At 62.9% G+C, this 22,460-nt stretch carries 22 protein-coding genes; 13 read left to right on the top strand and 9 right to left on the bottom strand.

The window, feature by feature from the left end:
- Positions 1–17: 17 nt before the first annotated feature.
- Positions 18–683 (bottom strand): pyridoxamine 5'-phosphate oxidase family protein, encoded by a 666-nt coding sequence (locus K3557_RS01055; RefSeq protein ID WP_259997056.1) that lies wholly within the window; start codon positions 681–683, stop codon positions 18–20.
- Between the two features lie 96 nt (positions 684–779).
- Between K3557_RS01055 and K3557_RS01050 the strand changes: the two genes are divergently transcribed.
- Both K3557_RS01050 and K3557_RS01045 read left to right on the top strand, forming a co-directional pair.
- A complete protein-coding gene (locus tag K3557_RS01050; RefSeq protein WP_259997055.1) occupies positions 780–2,153 on the top strand; it encodes a PLP-dependent aminotransferase family protein in 1,374 nt (457 codons plus the stop codon).
- A 241-nt stretch (positions 2,154–2,394) separates the two neighbouring features.
- Complete coding sequence (locus K3557_RS01045) at positions 2,395–3,993, top strand: 2-isopropylmalate synthase (protein ID WP_259997054.1); 1,599 nt, start codon at positions 2,395–2,397, stop codon at positions 3,991–3,993.
- Between the two features lie 79 nt (positions 3,994–4,072).
- Here K3557_RS01045 and K3557_RS01040 read toward each other — a convergent pair whose 3' ends face one another.
- Positions 4,073–4,858, bottom strand: a complete 786-nt coding sequence (locus tag K3557_RS01040) for a 23S rRNA (adenine(2030)-N(6))-methyltransferase RlmJ (RefSeq protein WP_259997045.1) — start codon at positions 4,856–4,858, stop codon at positions 4,073–4,075.
- 120 nt (positions 4,859–4,978) lie between these two features.
- Here K3557_RS01040 and K3557_RS01035 point away from each other — a divergent pair, with 120 nt between their 5' ends.
- The 7 genes from K3557_RS01035 to K3557_RS01005 all read left to right on the top strand — a co-directional run bounded on the left by K3557_RS01035 (position 4,979) and on the right by K3557_RS01005 (position 12,606).
- Positions 4,979–5,761, top strand: coding sequence for a hypothetical protein (locus K3557_RS01035; protein WP_259997042.1), 783 nt, complete (start codon positions 4,979–4,981; stop codon positions 5,759–5,761).
- 219 nt (positions 5,762–5,980) lie between these two features.
- Positions 5,981–7,027 (top strand): rod shape-determining protein, encoded by a 1,047-nt coding sequence (locus K3557_RS01030; RefSeq protein WP_027257685.1) that lies wholly within the window; start codon positions 5,981–5,983, stop codon positions 7,025–7,027.
- A 65-nt stretch (positions 7,028–7,092) separates the two neighbouring features.
- Positions 7,093–8,034 (top strand): rod shape-determining protein MreC, encoded by a 942-nt coding sequence (mreC, locus tag K3557_RS01025; protein ID WP_259997040.1) that lies wholly within the window; start codon positions 7,093–7,095, stop codon positions 8,032–8,034.
- Complete coding sequence (locus K3557_RS01020) at positions 8,027–8,566, top strand: rod shape-determining protein MreD (protein ID WP_259997037.1); 540 nt, start codon at positions 8,027–8,029, stop codon at positions 8,564–8,566. Before mreC ends, K3557_RS01020 begins: the two co-directional genes overlap by 8 nt.
- The gene (mrdA, locus tag K3557_RS01015) at positions 8,563–10,509 is read left to right on the top strand and encodes a penicillin-binding protein 2 (protein WP_259997036.1); all 1,947 of its coding nucleotides are present in this window, start codon (positions 8,563–8,565) and stop codon (positions 10,507–10,509) included. The genes K3557_RS01020 and mrdA overlap by 4 nt, the downstream gene beginning before the upstream one ends.
- Complete coding sequence (rodA, locus tag K3557_RS01010) at positions 10,506–11,657, top strand: rod shape-determining protein RodA (RefSeq protein WP_259987570.1); 1,152 nt, start codon at positions 10,506–10,508, stop codon at positions 11,655–11,657. Before mrdA ends, rodA begins: the two co-directional genes overlap by 4 nt.
- Before the next feature lie 16 nt (positions 11,658–11,673).
- Positions 11,674–12,606, top strand: coding sequence for a glyoxylate/hydroxypyruvate reductase A (locus tag K3557_RS01005; protein ID WP_259997032.1), 933 nt, complete (start codon positions 11,674–11,676; stop codon positions 12,604–12,606).
- A gap of 132 nt (positions 12,607–12,738) precedes the next feature.
- Here K3557_RS01005 and K3557_RS01000 read toward each other — a convergent pair whose 3' ends face one another.
- Positions 12,739–14,754, bottom strand: a complete 2,016-nt coding sequence (locus K3557_RS01000; protein WP_259997031.1) for a M3 family metallopeptidase — start codon at positions 14,752–14,754, stop codon at positions 12,739–12,741.
- A gap of 303 nt (positions 14,755–15,057) precedes the next feature.
- On the opposite strand from K3557_RS01000, the gene K3557_RS00995 reads away from it, so the two are divergent.
- Complete coding sequence (locus tag K3557_RS00995; protein WP_259997029.1) at positions 15,058–15,192, top strand: hypothetical protein; 135 nt, start codon at positions 15,058–15,060, stop codon at positions 15,190–15,192.
- Positions 15,193–15,210: 18 nt separating this feature from the next.
- On the opposite strand, the gene K3557_RS00990 is transcribed toward K3557_RS00995, so the two are convergent.
- From K3557_RS00990 to K3557_RS00965, 6 genes are all read right to left on the bottom strand, one after another.
- On the bottom strand, positions 15,211–15,561 hold the full coding sequence (locus K3557_RS00990) for a hypothetical protein (RefSeq protein WP_259987578.1): 351 nt from the start codon (positions 15,559–15,561) through the stop codon (positions 15,211–15,213).
- Between the two features lie 12 nt (positions 15,562–15,573).
- Positions 15,574–16,623, bottom strand: coding sequence for a HesA/MoeB/ThiF family protein (locus K3557_RS00985; RefSeq protein WP_259997028.1), 1,050 nt, complete (start codon positions 16,621–16,623; stop codon positions 15,574–15,576).
- A complete protein-coding gene (gene dut / locus K3557_RS00980) occupies positions 16,623–17,078 on the bottom strand; it encodes a dUTP diphosphatase (RefSeq protein WP_259987582.1) in 456 nt (151 codons plus the stop codon). Before dut ends, K3557_RS00985 begins: the two co-directional genes overlap by 1 nt.
- A gap of 38 nt (positions 17,079–17,116) precedes the next feature.
- On the bottom strand, positions 17,117–18,313 hold the full coding sequence (gene coaBC / locus K3557_RS00975; RefSeq protein WP_259997026.1) for a bifunctional phosphopantothenoylcysteine decarboxylase/phosphopantothenate--cysteine ligase CoaBC: 1,197 nt from the start codon (positions 18,311–18,313) through the stop codon (positions 17,117–17,119).
- Between the two features lie 219 nt (positions 18,314–18,532).
- Positions 18,533–19,369: a ChaN family lipoprotein gene (locus K3557_RS00970; protein WP_259997017.1), complete on the bottom strand. Its 837-nt coding sequence runs from the start codon at positions 19,367–19,369 to the stop codon at positions 18,533–18,535.
- Positions 19,366–20,244 (bottom strand): RNA polymerase factor sigma-32, encoded by an 879-nt coding sequence (locus tag K3557_RS00965; protein WP_129369519.1) that lies wholly within the window; start codon positions 20,242–20,244, stop codon positions 19,366–19,368. Before K3557_RS00965 ends, K3557_RS00970 begins: the two co-directional genes overlap by 4 nt.
- Positions 20,245–20,525: 281 nt before the next feature.
- Here K3557_RS00965 and cobU point away from each other — a divergent pair, with 281 nt between their 5' ends.
- Genes cobU through K3557_RS00950 form a run of 3 tightly spaced genes read left to right on the top strand, consistent with a single transcriptional unit; the run spans position 20,526 to position 22,364 of the window.
- A complete protein-coding gene (gene cobU, locus K3557_RS00960; RefSeq protein WP_259997015.1) occupies positions 20,526–21,044 on the top strand; it encodes a bifunctional adenosylcobinamide kinase/adenosylcobinamide-phosphate guanylyltransferase in 519 nt (172 codons plus the stop codon).
- Entirely contained in the window at positions 21,041–21,622 is a 582-nt protein-coding gene (locus K3557_RS00955) for a histidine phosphatase family protein (protein WP_259997014.1), read from the top strand. Before cobU ends, K3557_RS00955 begins: the two co-directional genes overlap by 4 nt.
- 58 nt (positions 21,623–21,680) lie before the next feature.
- On the top strand, positions 21,681–22,364 hold the full coding sequence (locus tag K3557_RS00950; RefSeq protein ID WP_259997012.1) for a glutathione S-transferase: 684 nt from the start codon (positions 21,681–21,683) through the stop codon (positions 22,362–22,364).
- Positions 22,365–22,460: the final 96 nt, after the last annotated feature.

Below are 22,460 nucleotides of genomic sequence, written 5' to 3'. Positions count from 1 at the left end.
GGCGCGCCTTTGCCATTTCAGCCGATACGGATGCGGCTCAGGTGATCGGGCATTGCCACGCCTTCCAGATTGGCAGGGTCCGGCTGCGGCGGCTTCAGCTCCAGTGCCATCGGCACCACCCCGGCCCAGATCGGCAGCGCGTAATCCTCCTCGTCGTCCTTGGGCGGGCCAGAGCGGATCTTGGCGGCGCCTTCCTTGATCGGCATGCGCAGCAGGGCTGTTGCTTTCAGCTCCTGGCCAGTCATCGGGCGCAGCGCGTCCCAGCGGCCGGGAAAGATGTCGTCCACCATCGTTTTCAGGCTGGCCGCCTTGGCGTCTTCATCCGTCACTTTCTCGGCCACGCCGAACAGCATGGCCGAACGGAAATTGACCGAATGGTGAAAGGCAGAGCGCGCCAGCACGTAGCCATCCATGCAGGTAACAGTCAGGCAGACCTCGGCCCCTTCCATCGCGCGGATTGCCCGGCTGGCGGCAGAGCCGTGCCAATAGACGTGATCGCCCTCGCGCCATTGCAGCGTCGGCAGTACCGACGTGCTGCCATTGATTTGATAGCCGATATGGCCAAGCGGCATGGCATCCAGCACCTGATATACGGCTTCGCGGCCGTATAACCCGCGTTCATGCGCGCGGCGCAGGCGGCTGCGTTCGGATTTCAAGGCGGTTTCCGCTTCGGACTGGCACATCGGCTGATCTCTTGTTCCTGATTGTCTTTTCACGACAGCTATGCGCAAATTGGCCCATGATTAAGCTCCAGTTCCTTGCAAAATGAGCAGTCCACTATGATTGATCTGTCCGGTATGCTCTCCGGTACAAAGGCTGAACCGCTGTATCAGCAGATCGTCACGGCACTGCGCGGGCGGATCAGTGAAGGCAGCCTGGCGATCGGCACCCGGCTGCCGTCATCGCGGGCGCTGGCGCAGGATCTGGGGGTGGCAAGGTCCACTGTGGTGACGGCCTATGATCAATTGGTGGCCGAGGGTTTCGCCGAAACCCGGCGCGGCGCGGGGATCTTTGTTTGCGATGTCGCCCCGATCCGCCCGCCGGCGGCCCCCTCCCGGTCCCTTCCCGCAATGACAGCGCCAGCTCCGGGGATGCTGCTGCCCGGCGCGCCGGATCCGGCGGTGTTTCCTGCGCGGCCTTGGGCGCGCTGTGTTTCACGTGTGGCAAGGATGGATCCGCTAAGCCTCAGCCACCAGAAAGATGCCTTTGGCGATCCTGAGCTGCGCCGCGAGATCGCCGCCTATGCAGCCCGTTGGCGCGGCATCAAATGCAGCGCCGAACAGGTTCTGGTCACCAGCGGCGCCCGCGAAGCGCTGGAACTGACGATGGACTTCCTGGTCGGCGGCGAAGACATCGCACTGGAGGCACCCGGTTTCACCCCGACGCAGCGGTTTGCCCTGTCGCGCGGCTGGGAGGTGCACTGGCTGCGGGCCGGGGAACGCGGCGCGGCAGTGCCGCCGCAGATGGCCAAGGTCACATTGCTGACGCCGTCGCATCAGTTTCCCCTCGGCGGCACCCTGCCCGTCCCTCAGCGGCAGGCCTTTCTGCAGGCAGCCAAGGACCGGGACGGCTGGATCATCGAAGATGATTTCGACAGTGAGTTCCGCTATGCCGGGCAGCCGGTTCCCGCCATGGCCGCGCTCGACCGCGAGGGGCGCTGCATCTATGCGGGCACATTTTCCAAAACATTCTCCCACGCACTGCGGCTGGGATATGCAATCCTGCCGCCCGCGCTGGTGCCAAAGTTCCGCGCCCAGTTTATCCACCCCAGTGCAGGCGCCGCGATCACCGCGCAGCGGCCCCTGGCCGCATTCATGGCCTCCGGGCAGTACGACCGCCACATCCGCCGCGCCCGCAGGCTTTATGCCGAACGTTACTCTGCGGCGGCGGAGGCTCTGTCAGCATGGCCAGAGGATTTGGGCTCCTTCCAGCGCCACAATGCCGGGATGCAGATCGCCTTTCATCTGGCCGGCAAGCAATGCGACACGCAGATCTGCCGCGATGCTGCCAAAGCGGGATTCGCCGTCCGGCCATTGTCCCCGCATGATCCAGCCAAACGGTCACAGGGGCTGCTGATCGGATTTTGCCAAAGCCGCGCCGATGTGCTGCCCGGCCAAATCGGAACGCTGCGCCGGATCGTAGAGCAAAGCTGAAATTCTCTGCCTATGGGCTTTTCATTTACCATTGCCTCTGTATAAATCCCTGCATGACCATTTGCGCAGATATCCCCTTTGCCGTCACCGCGTCCCGCGGTGCCGCTCTGCGCGCCCTACTGATCCTAGCCCGCCTCTGAGCGTGCCCTTCCGGCGCGCCCGCTCAGAGGATTGCCGCACGCGCGCCATCAAAGGCTTATGATGCCCCAAAGGGCTTAGGACAGAGACAAGAGATACCGACATGACCAACAATTCCCCGACTGCCGGCCCGAATTCCGGCGACAAATCCCGTGTTGTCATTTTCGACACAACCCTGCGCGACGGCGAGCAAAGCCCCGGCGCCACCATGACCCATGACGAGAAGCTGGAGATTGCCGGGCTTCTGGACGATATGGGCGTCGACATCATCGAGGCCGGCTTTCCGATTGCCTCCGAGGGCGACTTCCGCGCGGTGTCCGAGATTGCGGAACGTTCGAAGAACTCGGTGATCTGCGGCCTGGCGCGCGCCAGCTTTAAGGATATCGACCGTTGCGCCGAGGCCGTGCGCAAGGCCGCGCAGCCGCGCATCCATACCTTTATCGGCACCTCAGCCCTGCACCGCGCCATCCCGAACCTGACCATGGACGAGATGGCCGAAAAGATCCATGAAACGGTCACCCATGCCCGCAACCTGGTGGACAACGTGCAGTGGTCGCCGATGGATGCGACCCGGACCGAGTGGGATTACCTGTGCCGGGTGATCGAAATCGCGATCAAGGCGGGTGCGACCACCATCAACATCCCCGACACTGTAGGCTATACCGCGCCTGCGGAAAGCGCCGATCTGATCAAGCGCCTGATCGAGACGGTGCCGGGCGCGGATGAGGTGGTCTTTGCCACCCATTGCCACAACGACCTTGGCATGGCGACCGCCAATGCGCTGGCCGCGGTTGCGGGCGGTGCGCGGCAGATCGAATGCACCATCAACGGCCTTGGCGAACGGGCCGGCAACACCGCCCTGGAAGAAGTGGTGATGGCGCTGAAGACACGCAATGACATCATGCCCTGGCACACCGGCATCGACACCACCAAGATCATGCATATCTCGCGCCGGGTTTCGACTGTGTCCGGTTTTGTGGTGCAGCCGAACAAGGCGATTGTCGGCAAGAACGCCTTTGCGCATGAGTCCGGCATCCACCAGGACGGGATGCTGAAGAACCGCGAAAACTTTGAAATCATGCGGCCCGAGGATGTGGGCCTCTCCGGCACCTCGCTGCCGCTTGGCAAACATTCCGGCCGCGCTGCGCTGCGTGATAAGCTGGAGCATCTTGGCTATGAAGTTGGCGACAACCAGCTGAAGGATGTCTTTGTCCGCTTCAAGGAACTGGCCGACCGCAAAAAGGAAGTGTTTGACGACGACCTCATCGCGCTGATGCGCACTGGTGTGGACGCCGAGAATGACTACCTTAAAGTGGTCTCGATGAAGGTCGTCTGCGGCACCGGCGGCCCGGCGGAAGCCACCCTTGAGATGGAGATCGACGGCAAGGACGTCACCGAGACGGCTGAGGGCGACGGCCCGGTTGATGCGACCTTCAAGGCGATCCGCATGATCCACCCGAACTCTGCCCGTCTGCAGCTGTATCAGGTACATGCCGTGACCGAAGGCACCGACGCGCAGGCAACTGTGTCAGTGCGGCTGGAGGAAGACGGCATCATCGCCACCGGCGAAAGCGCCAATACAGATACGGTGGTGGCGTCTGCCAAGGCCTATGTGAACGCGCTGAACCGCCTGATCGTGCGCCGCGGCCGGGTTGGCGAAGGCGCTGACACCCGCGAGATTTCCTACAAGGATCTGGCCTGATCCACGGCCGGACTTAACAAGAAAGGGCGCCCGCTGCGGCGCCCTTATTCGTTTCGATTTGCAATGCAGCCAGGCCGGATCAGCCTGGCTTGAACATCCGGCTGATCCGGCCGGCTTCGTCTTCGGCGCCAAACGGCGCGTTGACCACAAACATGCCGCTGCCGATCATCCGGTGCCCGTCGCGGACCGGTGGGAAAGCCACTTCATGCCGCAATGCGCCAGGCAGGGCCTGTGCCTCCAGCGCATTGAGCATCTGCTTGTGCGGGCCATCCTTGAGGATCGGATACCACAAGGCGATGATACCCACATTCCACTTCTTGTGCAGCTGGCCGATGATGCCGGGAATGCGGGCATAATCGGTTTTGATCTCGTAACTCGGGTCGATCAGCATGAGGCCGCGGCGGGGTGTTGGCGGCACCAGCGACATGGCCAGCTCAAACCCGTCCTGCTGATGCACCTTGGCTTTCCAGGGTCTCAGCGCGGCGCGCAGGGCGGCATGTTCCTGCGGGTGCAGTTCGGCAAAATGCATCGCGTCGCCCGGGCGCAGCAAAGAGGCCGCAACCAGCGGCGAGCCAGGATAGGCCGTCCCGCCATGCCGGTTCCGGGTTTCCGTCAGAGCATGGTGCAGCGGGTGGTCCGCTGCCAGGCCCTGGTCCGCCAGAATACGGGTGATGCCCTGCTCTGCCTCGCCGGTCTTGACCGCCTCAGCCGCGTCCAGCTGATAGAGGCCCCGGCCCGCATGGGTCTCGATATAGCTGAGCGGTTTGTCCTTGCGGGTGAGGTAGGCCAGCATCCAGGCAAGCAATGCGTGCTTCTGGACATCAGCCAGGTTCCCGGCATGGTATATGTGCTGATAAGAGAGCATAGGCCCCCTCTAGCGGCAATTACCGCAGGGCGGAAGGGGCAGCGGACGCAGGATAAACGGAATCTCAACCCCGATGGGGCAGACTGCAGTCAGTCGAGATACCGCAGAATGCAGGTCCCTATGCCCCTCAGAACGAGCGCCGTTGCCCTCTTCCTTACAATTCTGGCTATGATGCTGTGCGCCGCGGCGGCAGTAAGCGCGCAGGGGTATTCGCTGGTTGGCAACCAGTTCTTCCTGCACAAAGCCTCTGCCCCGCAGCCCGGCGCAGCGCCGGGTCCGGCGCCTCAGGCGCTGGCCAGCATTTTACCCGACACTCTGCCTGGTGCAGATCCCGGGCGCGGCGCGGTCTCGCTTGATCCCGGTGCCGCCAGCCTGTTCCGCGGCCGCAGCGGCGGCAGCCTGTTCGCCCCGCTCCTCAGCGCGCCGCCAAGCGTAAGCCGCCTGCTGTCGCTGATCGCCAGCGCCGAGGCAGGCAAGGCAAATTATGATGCCGTGCAGCACGGCGCCAAACGCAAGCCGCCGAAGAAACCCACGCAGATGACCGTTGCCGAGATCAACGCCTGGATCAAAGCAACGCCGGGACAGCCCCATGCCATCGGGCGCTACCAGCTGATCCCCGCAACATTCCGGCGGCTGGTCAAGCATCAGGGCGTGAAACCGCAGGCCCGCTTCTCGCCCGAGCTGCAGGATCAGCTGGCACATCAGCTGATCGAAGAAGCCGGCTACAGCGCTTTCCTGCAGGCAGAGATGCCGCGCAAGACCTTCATGCTGAATCTGGCCAAGATCTGGGCCGGGCTGCCGACCTCCAGCGGCAAATCCTATTACGAGGGTTATGCCGGCAACAGCGCCAGCCTGACCTGGTCGCATTTTGACGCTGAAATGAAGCGGATTTTCTCCAGCTGAGCTGACCCCGCTGCTGCCGGTTCAGGCGGAGTTCTGCACCCGTTCTGGCCTGACCGCTTGGACGCGGCCTGTAATGACGCCGTGGACTTGGCGGAAAGGCGCTGTTTCACCATAATACGCCCTTTCGCGGCACCGCACTGGCGCTTATAAGGTTGGTGCTGGCGGCTCCTCCGGGAGTCGCCTAAGGTACAATGGCAGCACTCACAGGATCCCTTCTATATGGCGCTTTTCGGAAACTTGGGCGGCCTGTTCTCTTCGGACATGGCCATCGACCTCGGCACTGCGAACACGCTGGTTTACGTCAAGGGCCGCGGTGTCATTCTTTCCGAACCGTCGGTGGTGGCCTATCACGTCAAGGATGGCGTCAAGAAGGTGCTGGCGGTGGGCGAAGACGCTAAGCTGATGCTGGGCCGCACCCCCGGCTCGATCGAGGCGATCCGGCCGATGCGCGAAGGCGTGATTGCCGATTTCGACACCGCCGAAGAAATGATCAAACATTTCATCCGCAAGGTGCATAAGCGGTCGACTTTCTCCAAGCCGAAAATCATCGTCTGCGTGCCGCATGGTGCCACCCCGGTTGAAAAACGCGCGATCCGCCAATCGGTGCTGTCCGCAGGCGCGCGCCGCGCCGGGCTGATTGCCGAACCGATTGCCGCAGCCATCGGTGCAGGCATGCCGATCACCGATCCGACCGGCAACATGGTTGTCGATATCGGCGGCGGCACCACCGAGGTGGCGGTTCTGTCATTGGGTGATATCGTCTATGCACGTTCCGTCCGCGTCGGCGGCGACCGTATGGACGAGGCGATCATCAGCTACCTGCGCCGCCAGCAGAACCTGCTGGTGGGTGAAGCCACTGCCGAACGCATCAAGACCTCCATCGGCACCGCCCGGATGCCCGACGACGGCCGCGGCCAGTCGATGCAGATCCGCGGCCGCGACCTGCTGAACGGCGTGCCGAAGGAAATCGAGATTTCCCAGGCCCAAGTGGCCGAGGCGCTGGCCGAACCGGTGCAGCAGATCTGCGAGGCGGTGATGACCGCGCTGGAAACCACCCCGCCGGATCTGGCCGCCGACATCGTCGACCGCGGCGTGATGCTGACCGGCGGCGGCGCGCTGCTGGGTGATCTGGATCTGGCATTGCGCGAACAGACCGGCCTGGCCGTATCCATCGCCGACGAAAGCCTCAACTGCGTGGCGCTGGGGACCGGCAAGGCGCTGGAATACGAAAAGCAGCTGGCCCACGCCATCGACTACGACAGCTAAACGCCCCTGACCGCCTGAATGGCGCCAGCTGACAACGGGCTGGAGGGGCGGCTGGAAGGAGAGACGTGGCAAAGGACAAGTCACAGCGCGACGATTATGCAACCCCGCTGCGGCGTCTGCTGACAGCGGTTTTGTGCCTGTGCCTGGCCGCTGTGTTCATCGTCTGGCGGATCGACAGCCCGCGCGTGGAACGATTTCGCACCCAGGTGGCTGACCGGGTAGTGCCCAGCATGGATTGGGCCATGGTGCCGGTCACCGCCGCCGTCAATCTGGTGCGCGATTTCCAAAGCTATCAGCGGTTGGCCGAGCAGAACCGGGAGCTGCGCAGCGAGCTGCGGCAGATGCGGGCCTGGAAAGAGGCGGCGCTGCAGCTGGAACAGGAAAACGCCCGCCTGCTGGACTTCAACAACGTGCGGCTGGACCCGCAGCTGACCTATATCACCGGGGTGGTGATGGCTGACAGCGGTTCACCCTTCCGGCAATCGGTGCTGCTGAATGTGGGCAGCCGCGACGGGGTGCATGACGGCTGGGCGGCGATGGACGGGATCGGGCTGGTGGGCCGGATTTCCGGCACCGGGCGCGACACGGCACGGGTGATCCTGCTGACCGATGCCGCCAGCGCAGTTCCGGCCACCATCCAGCCCTCCGGCCAGACCTCGCTGGTCACCGGTGACAACAGCGCCGCGCCAGTACTGAGCTTTCTGGAAAATCCCGACCTTGTGCGGCCCGGTGACCGGGTGATCTCCTCCGGTGACGGATCAGTGTTTCCAGCGGGCCTGCTGATCGGCCAGGTGGCCAAGGACCGCTCGGGCCGGATGCGGGTGCGGCTGTCCGCCGATTACAGCCGGCTGGAATTTCTGCGGGTGCTGCGCCACCATGGCACCGAGGTGATCCAGGATCCCGGCGGGCTGGTCGGAGCAGCCCCGGGGGATCCGGTTCCGCAGCCGCGTCCCGAAGGGCTGGGTGGCGGCAGCGCCGAAGGCACGGTTGAGGCCGGCAATGGCTAACACCTCGCCCGCCCGGATCTGGGCTATGCGCGCAGCCTTTCCCGCTCTGGCGCTGCTGATCATGTTTTTTCACCTGCTGCCGTTGAACACCGAGCCGAGGTTCTGGGCGCCGCCGGATTTCCTGCTGCTGCTGGCAATCACCTGGTCGCTGCGGCGGCCCGATTTTGTGCCTGCGCTGTCGATTGCGCTGATCATGCTGCTGGCCGATCTGCTGTTTCATCGCCCGCCTGGATTGCTGGCGCTGCTGACGGTGCTGGCCTGCGAATTTCTAAAGGCGCGTGCGGCCCCTCACCGGGAAAGCACCTTCGTCAGCGAATGGCTGGCAGCCGGCGTGACCCTGATCGGGATGGCCGTTTTGAACCGGCTGATTCTTGTGGTGTTTGGCGTGGCGCAAGCGCCGCTTAGCCTGACCGTGATCCAGATTGTGATGACCATCGCCGCCTATCCGCTGGCAGTTTGGGTCAGCCAGGCTATTCTGGGTGTGCGTAAATTGTCCCCTTCTGAAGCCGAAACCCTGATGAGCCGCCGATGAAACGCAATTCCAAGGATCTGGACGTCTCTCATGGCAAGATGACCCGGCGGGCACTGCTGCTGGGCGGGCTGCAGGTGGCCTTTGCCGGCGGGCTGGCAGCAAGGATGCGTTTTCTGCAGGTGGATCAAGCGGATGAATTCCGCCTGCTGGCCGAGGAAAACCGGATCAACATCCGCCTGCTGCCGCCTGCCCGCGGGCAGATCTTCGACCGCAACGGATTGATCATCGCACAGAACTCCCCCTCCTACCGGATTACCGTGGTGCCCGAGGATGCCGGCGATGTGGAGGCGGTGATTGATAAGCTGTCGAGCCTGCTGCCGCTGGACCCGGAAGACCTGGAGCGCGCCCGCACCGAGATGCGACGGTCGCCACCATTCCTGCCGATCACCCTGGCCGACCGGATCGGCTGGGAGGATATCTCCAAGGTGGCGGTGAACGCCCCCGCCCTGCCGGGTGTAACCCCCGAGGTCGGCCTGACGCGGATTTATCCGCAGCTTGGTGATTTCGCGCATGTAGTGGGCTATGTCGGGCCAGTGTCCGACTATGACCTGAGCAAGATGGAAGACCCCGAGCCGGTGCTGCTGATCCCGCGCTTCCAGATCGGCAAGGTTGGATTTGAGGCCAAGCGCGAGGATGTGCTGCGCGGCAAGGCCGGCGCCAAGCGGGTGGAAGTGAACGCCACCGGCCGGGTGATGCGTGAACTGGACCGGCGCGAGGGCATATCCGGCGCAGACATGCAGCTGACCACTGACGCGGAGCTGCAAAACTACGTGCAGGCCCGGCTGGGCCGGGAAAGCGCCGCAGCGGTGGTGATTGACTGCGAAGACGGCGATATCCGCGCGATCTGCTCTTCCCCCAGTTTCGACCCCAATCTGTTTGTGCGGGGCATCTCAGTCGCTGACTACCGGATGCTGACCGAGGACAACTACCGCCCTTTGTCCAACAAGACAGTGCAGGGCACCTACCCGCCGGGTTCCACCTTCAAGATGATCACCGCGCTGGCGGCGTTGGAACAGGGCGTGATCGGGCCGGACGAAACCGTCTGGTGCCCGGGTCATCTGAAGGTTGCCGGCCGCCGCTTTCATTGCTGGAAACGGGCAGGCCACGGGCATGTGGACCTCAACACTTCGCTGAAACGGTCCTGCGATGTTTATTACTACGACGTGGCGATCAAGACCGGGATCGACAATATCTCGGCGATGGCCAACAAATTCGGGCTGGGCATCAGGCACGATTTGCCGATGTCGGCTGTGGCTCAGGGGATTACGCCGACCAAGGAATGGAAAGCGCGTTCCTATGGCAAGGACTGGCTGATCGGCGACACCGCCAACTCCTCAATCGGTCAGGGTTTCACGCTTGCCTCGCCGTTACAGCTGGCGGTGATGACCGCTCGTATCGCCACCGGTCGCAGCGTGACGCCGCGGCTGCTGAAATCGCTCGACGGGGTGGAACTGCCCAGCGGAGCGGGCGAGCCCTTGGATGTCAACGAAAACAGCCTGCGCATGGTGCGGCGCGGCATGTATTCGGTCAGCAACGACCGCCGGGGCACCGGCTACCGCTCCCGCATCATCGCTGACAACATACGGATGGCCGGCAAAAGCGGCACTAGCCAGGTGCGCAACATCACCGCCGCCGAACGGGCCGCAGGGGTGATCCGCAATGAGGATCTGCCCTGGGACCGGCGCGACCATGCGCTGTACGTCTGTTTTGCTCCCTATGATAACCCGAAATACGCGGTGGCCGTGGTGGTAGAACATGGCGGTGGCGGCTCCAGAGCTGCGGCGCCGATTGCCCGCGACGTGCTGCTGCAGGCGCTTTACGATGGCACCCCGCCGCTGGAGGCCTACCCCAAGGGGGACCGAAGCCGCATCAAGGCGCAGCAGGAACGGCTGGAGCGCGAGCGCGTCAAGCGCCCCTTAGGCAGCAGGAGCAGCAAGGCATGAGCTATCTGGAGTATCACGCCAAATCGACACCCTCCGGCCTGCGCAAAATACTGTATCTTAACTGGGGGCTGACCCTGCTGCTGATCACAGTGTCCAGCGTCGGCTTTCTGATGCTCTATTCGGTGGCCGGCGGCTCGTTCAGCCCCTGGGTTGAACCGCAGGTGAAACGCTTTGCCCTGGGCCTGGGCGTCATGTTTGTGGTGGCAATGATCCCGATCTGGTTCTGGCGCAATGTGTCGGTGCTGGCCTACCTGGGATCCTTGGCGCTGCTGGTCGCGGTGGAGCTGTTCGGCACCGTCGGCATGGGCGCACAGCGCTGGATCGACATCGGTTTCATGCGGCTGCAACCCTCCGAGGTGACCAAGATCGCGCTGGTCATGCTGCTGGCGGCCTATTACGACTGGCTGCCGCCCGAGAAGACCTCGCGTCCCTTGTGGGTGCTGCTGCCAGTGTTCCTGATCCTGCTGCCAACGGCACTGGTGCTGAAACAGCCGGATCTTGGCACCTCGATCTTGCTGATGGCGGCCGGTGGCGGGGTGATGTTCCTGGCCGGTGTTCACTGGGCTTATTTCGTGGCGGTGATCGCAGCCGGCGTGGGGCTGGTCAGCGCGGTATTTCAAAGCCGCGGCACCGACTGGCAGTTGTTGAAGGACTACCAGTTCCGCCGCATCGACACTTTTATGGACCCCTCGCAGGATCCCTTAGGCGCGGGCTATCACATCACCCAGTCGCAGATTGCGCTGGGATCCGGCGGCTGGTCCGGACGGGGCTTCATGCAGGGCACGCAATCGCGGCTGAACTTCCTGCCGGAGAAACACACCGACTTTATATTTACCACCCTGGCGGAAGAGTTCGGCTTCATCGGCGGCGTTACCCTGCTGTTCATTTACATGCTGATCATCCTGTTCTGCATTGCTTCGGCGATTGCCGCCAAAGACCGGTTTTCTTCGCTGGTGATCCTGGGCATTGCCATCACCTTTTTCCTGTTCTTTGCCGTCAACATGTCGATGGTGATGGGGCTGGCACCAGTGGTCGGCGTGCCGCTGCCGATGGTCTCATACGGCGGTTCGGCAATGCTTGTGCTGCTCGGGGCCTTCGGCATTGTGCAAAGCGCCCATATCCACCGCCCGCGCCAATCCTCGCGCTGAAGATCAGGGAGTTTCCATGACCGCCAATGTCCTGTTTGCCGGCCGCACCGATGCCTGGCCCGCTTACCAGCCGCTGCTGAACGCGGAATTCGCCCGTTTGGGTCTGGATGCCGAACTGCGTAATGATTTCGCCCCGGAAGAGGTGGATTACATCGTCTTTGCACCCAGCGGACCCATCAGCGACTTCACCCGCTTTGATCGCTTAAAGGCCGTGCTGAGCCTTTGGGCGGGTGTGGAAAAGGTCGTGCCCGCCGTGCCTGCCTCCGTGCCGCTCACCCGGATGGTGGATAGCGGGCTGGAGCAGGGCATGACCGAATGGGTGGTTGGCCACACTCTGCGCTATCACCTTGGAATGGACGCGCATATCCTTGGGCAAAACGGGCAATGGGAACCAAAGGCGCCGCCGCTGGCCAAGGACCGCCATGTGACCATACTGGGTCTGGGCGCCCTTGGAACTGCTTCGGCCAGAGCGCTGTCAGCCCTGGGATTTCAGGTGTCAGGCTGGAGCCGGTCGCAAAAAGAAATCGAAAGCATCACCTGCCACGCCGGGCCTAAGGGTATGAAGGACGCGCTGGCGCAAGCGGAAATTGTGATCCTGCTGCTGCCCGATACACCCGCCACCGAAAACACGCTGAATGCGGAGACGCTTGGCTGGCTGCCCAAGGGGGCAAAGATCATTAACCCCGGCCGCGGGCCGCTGATAGATGATGATGCCCTGCTGGCAGCACTCGGCAGCGGCCGGATCGGGCATGCAACTCTGGATGTGTTCCGCGTTGAGCCGCTGCCGCCGGAGCATCCCTTTTGGGCGCACCCCAATGTGACAGTGACTCCGCATATTGCCTCGGAAACCCGCGAAAGCACAGCTGCCGAAGTGATCGCCGGGAACATCCGCCGCGCCGAGGCTGGAGAGCCGCTGCTGCATTTGGTGGACCGCAGCCTCGGTTATTAGGAAGGGGCTTTGCCCCCTGCGCCAGACGGCGCATTCCCCCAGAGTATTTTCGACCAGAAAGAAGCCCGGGGTCTATCGCTTCTTTCTGGTCCTAAATACCCATTTCAGGGGCATCGCACTGCGCAATGCCGGCTATTGTGCGGTCAAGCCGCGGCCTTGCAGCAGCGCTTCCACACCGGGCAACCGCCCGCGGAACGCCGTGTAAAGCTCCGCCGGATCAACCGAACCGCCAGTGGATAGAATATGCGCCTCCAACGCCTTGGCGCGTTCGGCATCAAAGGCACCGCCTGCTTCCTCAAAGGCTGCAAAGGCGTCGGCATCCATCACCTCAGACCACATGTAGCTGTAATAGCCCGAGGAATAGCCGTCTCCGGCAAAGACATGGGCGAAATGCGGGGTGGCGTGACGCATGATGATCGCCCGCGGCATCCCGAGTTCTGCGAGCACTTCAGCTTGCTTTGCCATAGGGTCGGAAGGCGCAGGACCGTCGTGAAAGGCCAGGTCCACCAGGGCGGAGGCGACGTATTCCACCGTCTGGAACCCCATGTCGAAGTTGGCGGCACCCAGCACTTTCTCCAGCATCTCCTGCGGCATCGGTTCGCCGGTTTCCGCGTGGGTGGCAAATTCCTGCAGCACCTCCGGCACTTCCAGCCAGTGTTCATACAGCTGGCTCGGCAGTTCGACAAAATCACGCGCGACCGAGGTGCCCGAGATGCTTTCATAGGTCACATCCGACAGCATTTGATGCAGCGCGTGGCCGAATTCGTGAAACAGGGTGCGGGCGTCGTCCCAGGACAGAAGCGCCGGGTCGCCCTTGGCGAAGTTGCAGACGTTGATCACCACCGGCGCCTGTACCTGCGGGAATTTCGCCTGCTGGCGCATTGCCGAACACCAGGCGCCCGAGCGTTTGGAGCCGCGGGCAAAATAGTCGCCGATGAAGACCGCCACATGGGCACCGTTCCGGGTCACCGCCCAAGCGCGGCAATCCGGGTGGTAGAGCGGCACGTCAAGCGGTGCGAACTCCAACCCGAACAGGCGGTTTGCGCAGGCAAAGCCGGCCTCGATCATCCGGTCAAGCTGCAGGTAAGGTTTCAGCGCCGCTTCATCCAGATCGTGCTCGGCCTTGCGGCGTTTCCCGGCGTAGTAGCGCCAGTCCCAGGGTTCCAGGTCACCGTTGATGCCGTCCGCCTGCATCATCGCCGTCAGGACCTTGGCGTCTTCATCGGCGCGGGACTTGGCCGGGCCCCAGACATCCATCAGCAAGCCGCGTACCGCGTCCGGCGTCTTGGCCATTTCGGTTTCCAGTTTGTAGGCAGCGAAATTCTTATACCCTAATAGCCGGGCACGCTCCTCGCGCAGCTGCAGAGTTTCCGCTGCAATGGCGCGGTTGTCGGTTTCGCCGCCGCCCGCACCGCGGGCTGCCCAGGCGTTAAAGGCTGTTTCGCGCAGATCCCGGCGCGGGGAGAACTGCAGGAACGGCGTGATCAAGGACCGCGACAGAGTCACCACCGGGCCGTCCTTGCCCATTTCCTGCCCCGCCGCACGGGCCGCGCTGATCACGAAGTCCGGCAGGCCTTCCAGATCCTCTTCGGTCAGTTCCATGAACCAGCTGCGCTCATCAGCCAGCAAGTTCTGAGTGAACTCAGTGCCAAGTGTCGCCAACCGCCCCTTGATCTGCTGCATCCGCGTATCCGCCTCGCCTTCCAGCGCCGCGCCGCCACGGACAAAGCCGCGGTGGGTCAGCATCAGGACGCGCTGCTGCTCCTGCGTCAGATCCAGCACATCGCGCTGATCCCAGACCGCCTTGACCCGTGCATACAGCGCCTTGTTGGCGGTGATCGCCGAGAAATGCGCGGCAAGTTTGGGCGAGAACACCCGCTGCAGCTCCTCGCGCTTGGGGTTGCTGTCGGCGCCTGCCACAGTAAAGAACACACCCAGCACCTGCTCCAACTCACGGCAAGGAGTTTCCAGCGCCTCGATCACATTAGCAAACCCAGGCGCCTCGCTGCTGTTTGCGATGGTGTCGATCTGTGCGGTGTGCGCCGCAAGTGCTTGCTCCAGCGCAGGCGCAAAATCGTCGTCAGAGATGCTGTTGAACGGGGCAATTTCAAACGGCGTGTCCCAGCGGGACAGAAGCGGATTGGACATATACGGGTCTCCTTTGCCGGGAACGCTAACGGGAAAGCCGTGGAGCTGCAATTAGGCTTGCAAATGACTGGGCGCACCAGCCCGGAATTTGCGGAACGTCAGTTGGTTCCGACGGCCAAGGGCAACTCTGCAAAGGCATTCAATCCACTGCGATCCACGCCGGTGAAGCGCCGGATCCGGCGACAAGTGCTTTGGCACCACCGCTGCATATGTCCCCGGTGTTTGTCACCGGTAATGCCGCCGGGTTATCAGTTCAGGACCTTGGAGGCGGTCGCTGGTGGCCCGGAGGGAGATGGCGGGCTGATGGAAAGCTCAGCCCGTCCCGACCCGGCGCAAGAGGCAGAATACCGCACCTATGCCGGCGGCGGCATTTTCCGCCTGCCGGCCGGACTGGAGGACGCCGAAGACCTGATCGCCGATCGGAACCGGGGGTTCTGACCTTGTGGCACGGGTGGGTCAGCCGCTCGCGCCATCACCTTTGGTCAACGCTGCTGGCACGATGCGGATCGGAACATCCGCGATATTGGCCGCCCGGGCGATGCGCCACTCGAAACGGCCCATTCTGCCATCGGTATCGATCAATACCACCACCGGCTCCTTACCGGTGATCTCTGCCGCAAATAACGCCTGCTGGATGCTGTCCAGGCTGCTGCGCTTATCGAGGCCGAACTCGATGACCCGGTTACTGTTTTCGCAATCTGTGCGGATTGACGCCGCACCGCCTGGATAGGTGAACTTATGCACTGTCTCCGGCTGGCCGCCGAACAGGGCGCCGCAGAGCAGCGAAATGAAATAGGCTTCGTTCACAACGAGGTCTCGTCAGGAGTGTCCGGCGCCGCCGCAGACCGGGCAATCTGGCCGCCTGGCCATGCGGATCTTGCGGGTTTCGCCAAAGAGCCCGTCATAGATCAGCATCTCACCTTGCAGAACCGCACCGGCACCGGTGATCTGCTTGACCGCCTCGACTGCCATCATTGACCCGACAACACCGGGCAGCGGGCCAATCACCCCGGCCTCCGAGCAGCTGGGGGCAAGACCGGGCGCCGGTGCCTCGGGGAAAATGCACTGGTAGCAGGGTCCGCCTTTGGCCGGGTGAAAGACGCTCAGCTGGCCTTCCCATTGCGACAGCGCACCAGAGATCAGCGGCTTGCCCAGCGCCACGGCGGTGCGATTGGCAAGATAACGGGTTTCGAAATTGTCGGTGCCGTCAAGGATCAGATCATACTCCGCAAACAGCTCCTCCGCGGCCTCCCCGGTCAGGCGCCGGTTATAAGGGCGCACGTCGACATAAGGGTTCTGCGCCTGCATCGCGGCCTGGGCTGAAAACACCTTGGGCTTGCCGATGTCTGCGTCGCGATGGATCACCTGTCGCTGCAGGTTGGCATTGTCGACCACGTCATCGTCGATCACCCCGATTGTGCCCGCGCCGGCGGCAGCCAGATACTGCAGCGCAGGCGCGCCCAGCCCGCCGGCACCGATCACCAGTACCTTGGCCTGCTTCAGCTTCTTTTGCCCCGCCCCGCCCAGTTCCCGCAGGACAATATGGCGGGCATAGCGGTCAAGCTCGCTTTCGGTGAAGGTACTGACAGGCTGGCTCATGTTCGTTTCCTGAGGCTGGGCGCGGGTCTTCAGGGCGGCCACGATACGCGCATAGAAACCAGCCACAACGGCAAAACCGCCCAAGAGAAGCCAAGGCGCTGCCGAGCCCCCGGTGCTCTCCCGCAAACCGTGCCCGTCCGGCAGGGTCAGCTGCACCGCCAGTACAGCCGCAAACAGCACTGCCAGCAAACCAATACGCAGATTGCGCGGCAGGCCAAGGAACCGCCCGCCCCACCAGATCAGCGCTGCCAGGATCAGAATGCGCAGCATCAGCCGCGCCCGGTCGAACCAAAGCCGCCATCGCCGCGGGTGGTGCCGGAGAGCGCCTCCGCACGCTCAAACCGGGCTTGAAGCACCGGCGCCACAACCATCTGCGCGATGCGTTCGCCATGGCGGATTTCAAAGGCTTCCTGTCCTGCATTCAAGAGAATCACCCCTAGCGGCCCGCGGTAGTCACTGTCGATTGTGCCGGGCGTGTTGGGCAGAGTGATCCCGTGTTTCAGAGCCAGGCCCGAGCGCGGGCGGATCTGGACCTCGTAGCCTGCGGGAATTTCGATGCGCAGCCCGGTTTGCACCAGTGCCCGCGCGCCCGGTTCAAGCGTCAGCGTGCCCCCGCCCGGCAGGTTAGCGCGCAGATCCGCTCCCGCAGCGCCAGTTGTCTCATATGCCGGCAGCGGCACATCCCGGTCCGCGCCTTCGTCGTGGATCACACGGATTGTTACCATCCCCGTCCCCTGCTTCATCTTTGTTCAAATACTCAAATTCACCCGGCCAGCGCCGCAGCGATCCGCGCAGCCAGTTTGCGGGCGACGTCATCCTTGCCCATGCGCGGCCACTCCTCGGCGCCGTCATCAGAGATCAGGACCACTGCGTTTTCGCTGCCGCCCATGATGCCGGTTGCGGGAGAGACATCATTTGCAACGATCCAGTCGCAGCCCTTGCGCTTGCGCTTGGCGGTGGCGTTTTCCACCACGTCGTTGGTCTCGGCGGCAAATCCAACCACCAGTTTGGGACGGCCCTTTGCCATCCGTGCAACTGTTTTCAGAATGTCGGGGTTTTCTGCAAATTCCAGCACCGGCAGCCCGTCCTTGGACTTCTTCAACTTGCGGTCCGAGGCGCTGGCGACCCGCCAGTCCGCCACCGCCGCGGCAAAGACTCCGGCATCAACAGGCAGTGCCGCTTGCACAGCCGCCTCCATTTCGCGCGCAGTTTCCACCGGCACAATCTGCACGCCCTCAGGCGGGCGCACCGCTGCCGGGCCCGTGATAAACACCACTTCCGCGCCAGAATCGCGCAGAGCACGGGCCACCGCTGCCCCTTGCGCCCCGGAGGAGCGGTTGGCGATATAGCGCACTGGATCAATCGGCTCATGCGTCGGGCCGGAGGTCACCAGAATGCGTCTGCCCTTCAAAGGTCCATCCGCAAGCCTGGCGGTGATGCCAGTCAGAATCTCATCCGGCTCCGCCATCCGGCCCGGCCCGAATTCGCCGCAGGCCATGCTGCCGTCATTGGGGCCAACGAAGGACACGCCGTCCGCTTTCAGGGTTTCGAGATTGCGCTGTGTCGCCGGATGCTCCCACATCCGCACATTCATGGCAGGCGCCAGCAGCACCGGGGTGTCAGTGGCCAGCAGCAGGGTCGAGGCAAGATCATTGGCGTGGCCCTGCGCCATCTTGGCCATCAGATCCGCCGTGGCCGGCGCCACCACCAGGAGGTCGGCGCTGCGCGACAGCTGGATATGGCCCATCTCGGCCTCGGACGTCAGATCGAACAGCTCCTGATGCACGGGGGTTCCGGCGAGTGCCGAGACCGACAGGGGCGTTACAAACTCCGCGCCGGACCTGGTCAGAACCGGGGTCACCCGCGCGCCTTTGTCCTGCAAGCGGCGGATCAGCTCCAGCGACTTATAGGCCGCGATGCCGCCGCTGATAATCAGGAGAATATGTCTGCCAGCCAGCATTTGTCCGCCCTTGTCCCGTTTCCCGCGACCTTACTGCGCTGCGGCGAAAGTGTGAAACGGTTTTCCCAGCGGAAGGCGGCCTAAGCCAAAGCAAAGGCTCCCGCCCCCGCGCGGCACGGGCCCGCGGCCCCCGCCCCTGGCGGTGTTGGGCCGGGCGCCGTGCTACGCACGGCGCGGTACCGTTTCCAATCAGACCGGCCCTGTGCTGTACAGAGACTTTCAGCCGCCAATTTGGAAGGCCAGGCAGGGATCCGGGCGGCTGACAGCAGCAGCGTTCAGCACCAGATCGAACACCCCATTGATCCCGCCCCCCTCGGACTGGCCCAGGCTGCGGATCTGCACCCCCGGACGGGCCTTGATCAAGTAGACAGCCAGCCCGCGGTCGGTGCGGGCATGGCCATTGCCGGTGATCACAGCCACTGGGCCGCCGGTTTCCGCAAGTGCCCTATCCGCGGCCTCTGCCAGGGCGGCGTCCCGCAGGCGTTGAAAGTCCACCAGGACAGGCAGCATCTCAACCGGCATCGCATTACAGTGATTCGCCTGCTGATCCGCCTCGCGCGCGGCCTGCTCTGCCTCCGGCAACGGCTGATTAAGACCAAAGCGGGCCGCGTCTTCAGCCCCGAAATAGGCAGCCACGCCGATTTCCAAAGCCTCTGCAGCCTTTGCCCGCGGCACCTGTGCGCCATACTGGCGGGCATTGGCAGCAGCTGCGAACACCGGCGCGTAAAGGCTGAAGTCCGGCCAGCCGGAATTCAGCCAATCCAGTTGCCGGGCCGTCAGCTGTGCATTCGCCAGCGTTTCAGGATCCAGTGCGGCTGCCTGCTCTGGAGTGATCATCTCCCAGACCACCGCCTTGGGCTGCAGCTTTGCCAGCAGAATTGCCTGCTGCTGGTGATGCACTGGATTGTCATGCACCTCGCCGAGAATCACAACATCGGCGCCGCTTAGCAGCCTGGCTGCCGCAGGCAAGTCATCCGCCCGGGCGCCGGACAGGCTAAGCGCCGCCAGACAGGCGGCGCTTAGCATTACTTTCAGGAAGTTGATCTGCTTTCTCATGAAAGCAGTCTGTGCACCTCGCGCGACTGGCCTTCAAGGCATTTACGCATTTTCTGGAACGCCCCGGCCTCCAGCTGCCGGACCCGTTCCTTGGACAGCCCCAGTTCGGTGCCCAGGCTTTCCAGAGTACGCGGGCGTTCGCGCAGCTTGCGTTCCGTGATGATAAAGCGTTCACGGTCATTCAGCGCCTGCAGCGCCCCCACCAGCCATTTGCGCAGCTGGCGGCGGTCGTGCCGTTCTTGAACCAGCTCATCCGCCTGTGACGTGTCATCTTCCAGAGCGTCGATCCATTCGCGGCCCTCTTCATCGGTGGACTGCACCGCGTTGAGCGAAAAGTCGGCACCGGACAGGCGCCCCTCCATCATCTCAACATCGCGCAGCGGCACTCCGATTTCAGTCGCAATCTTCTGATGCAGCTGATGCCGGTCCAGCCGCGCACCGGACGCACGCGCCTCGCGCTCTAGTTGTGCCTGCACCCGGCGCATGTTGAAAAAAAGCGATTTCTGCGACGAGGTGGAGCCAGTGCGCACCATCGACCAGTTGCGCATGACGTAGTCCTGGATCGACGCCTTGATCCACCAGACCGCATAGGTCGAGAAACGCACCCCGCGGTCAGGGTCGAATTTATCCGCGGCCTTCATAAGGCCCAGCCCGGCCTCCTGTATCAGATCGTTCATCGGCGCCCCGTACCGCTTGAATTTGGACGCCATGGAAATCGCCAGACGCATATAGGCGTTGATGAGCCGGTGCAGCGACTTCACATCGCGGTCATCGCGCCACGCGTAGGCCAGACGCCGTTCGGTTTCGGCGTCCAAAAGTTCTGCCTTCATTGCCTGCCGCGGCAATGGGTTTTCGATTGTGGAATCTAGTGCCATTTTATTTCCCCCCGGAAACTAATTAACAAACTACCGACGCCTGGGGACGCGCATGGAACAAAGTTGAGCCCGGGTCTTCTGCAGGCCGGCAGTATCAGTGCACTGGATACGACGATTGGCACATCCACGGGCCAAAAATGGAAAAGCAAAATGGTTTTTTGGCCCCTGTGCAGACTTTCCCGGCCTTAATAAGTGGAACCCCGGGATACTGCGGTCTCTTGTCTTAACCGGGCCCTGCGTTTACCCACAGGAACGGCTTCGTTCTTACAGGTTAGCAAAAAATGCCTGCAAATGTAACTTTTATTCTGGGCGGGGCGGCCTCTGGGAAGTCGGCCTTTGCCGAACAGCTCTGCATAAACACCGAAAAAGACAGGGTTTACTGGGCAACTGCACAAATTTTTGACAGTGAAATGCGCGAAAAAGTGTCCCGCCACCTCAAACAAAGAGGGCAGGGCTGGACCACTGTTGAGGAACCAGAAACAGCCAGCCGGGTTCTGGATGCGCTGACTGCGGGGCAAATCTGCCTGATGGACTGTGCAACCATGTGGCTGACCAACCATCTGCTGGCCGGGCATGATTTGGCGTTTGCACAAGAGGACCTGCTGGCCGCAATCGGCCGCTGCCGCGCGGACCTGGTGATCGTCTCCAACGAAACCGGTCTTGGCATCGTGCCTGAGAACAAGCTGGCCCGCCGCTTCCGCGAAGCGCAGGGACGGCTTAATATCGCACTGGCAGCGCGTGCAGAGACTGTTGTGCAAGTGACCGCCGGGCTGCCGCTGGTCCTGAAGGGGGCGTTATGACAAGCCGGCTGTTCCTGGTGCGGCACGGACCAACGCACGCAAAATGCATGGTGGGCTGGTCAGATCTGCCCGCGGACCTGTCTGACGCCGCCGCGCTGAAACGTTTATCGGATTACCTGCCGGCTGACGCCTTGATTGTCTCCTCCGACCTATCGCGCGCGGTTGAAACCGCCAGCGCGATCCAAGGCAGCCGTCAGCGCCTGCCCCATGTTGAAGCGCTGCGCGAGATCCATTTCGGCGCCTGGGAGCTAAGAAGCTGGGCCGAGGTGGACGCCGAGGACCCGGACCGGATCCGGGCCTATTGGGAGACGCCGGGTGATGTAACGCCGCCGGGCGGCGAGAGCTGGAATCAGGTCCGCAACCGGGTGAACGCAGCTGTTGACGGGCTGATCACCGCGAATCAGGGCTGCGACTTGATCGTCGTGGGACATTTCGGCCAAATCCTGACCCAGATACAGCGGGCGGCATTACTGACATCAGAAGAGGCTTTCAGCCACCGGATCGACAACCTGTCGGTAAGTGAAATCGTTCTGGGACCTGAGGGCTGGCAGACAGGTGCAATCAATCACCGCCCGTGATGAACCCTATCATAAACATTCCATTTCTAAACTGAATGCAGCGCGCTAGCCTTTGCGCATGGCTTATGAAATCTATATCGGCGACCGCATGTTCTCCAGCTGGTCATTGCGCGGCTGGCTCATGCTCGAAAAATTTTCCCTTCCCCATACGGTGCATCTGGTAGGGCTGTACTCAGGAACCATGGCGCAAGAGATGGCGCATCTGGCCCCGGCACGGCTGGTGCCCGCGCTGCGCACGCCTGAGGGCACGGTTGTTGGCGAAAGCCTGGCGATAGCCGAGACGCTGGCCGAACAGAACCCGGACGCCGGGCTTTGGCCCGCGGACCCGGCACAGCGTACCGCTGCGCGCTGGCTGGCGGCAGAAATGGTTGCGGGCTTTAGCGCGCTGCGCAGCGAATGCCCGATGCAGCTGGCACATATCTACGAAGGGTTTGAGACTTCTGGCGCGGTTAAGGCGGATCTGGACCGGATCGAAACGCTGTTTGCCCATGCGCGCCAAGTGTCCGGCCAGTCAGCGGGCTGTCTGTTCGCAGAGTATTCGCTAGCGGATGTGTTCTATACCCCGGTTGCCGCACGCATTATCGGTTACGGACTGCCGGTTTCTGCCGCCACGCGTGCCTATTGCAAGCTGCTGCTGTCCGACCCCGCAGTACTGCGCTGGCAAGAGCAGGCGCATGAGGTCAGCTATGACCCGGAACCCTATGCGCGGGATCTGCCGCTGCGGCCCTGGTCATTGGACTGAACCGGCGGCCAGCGCGAATTCTGCGTGAATTCGCCGGGCGGCACCGCTGGCATTAACACTTCGGAAACCACGATCACCAAGCATTTCTCCCTGAAC

Origin of the sequence: Leisingera sp. M523 (assembly GCF_025141335.1) — a bacterium.
Lineage (GTDB): Bacteria > Pseudomonadota > Alphaproteobacteria > Rhodobacterales > Rhodobacteraceae > Leisingera.
Note: the sequence above shows the minus strand (reverse complement) of the source record. Positions and strands in the feature narration are given on the sequence as shown.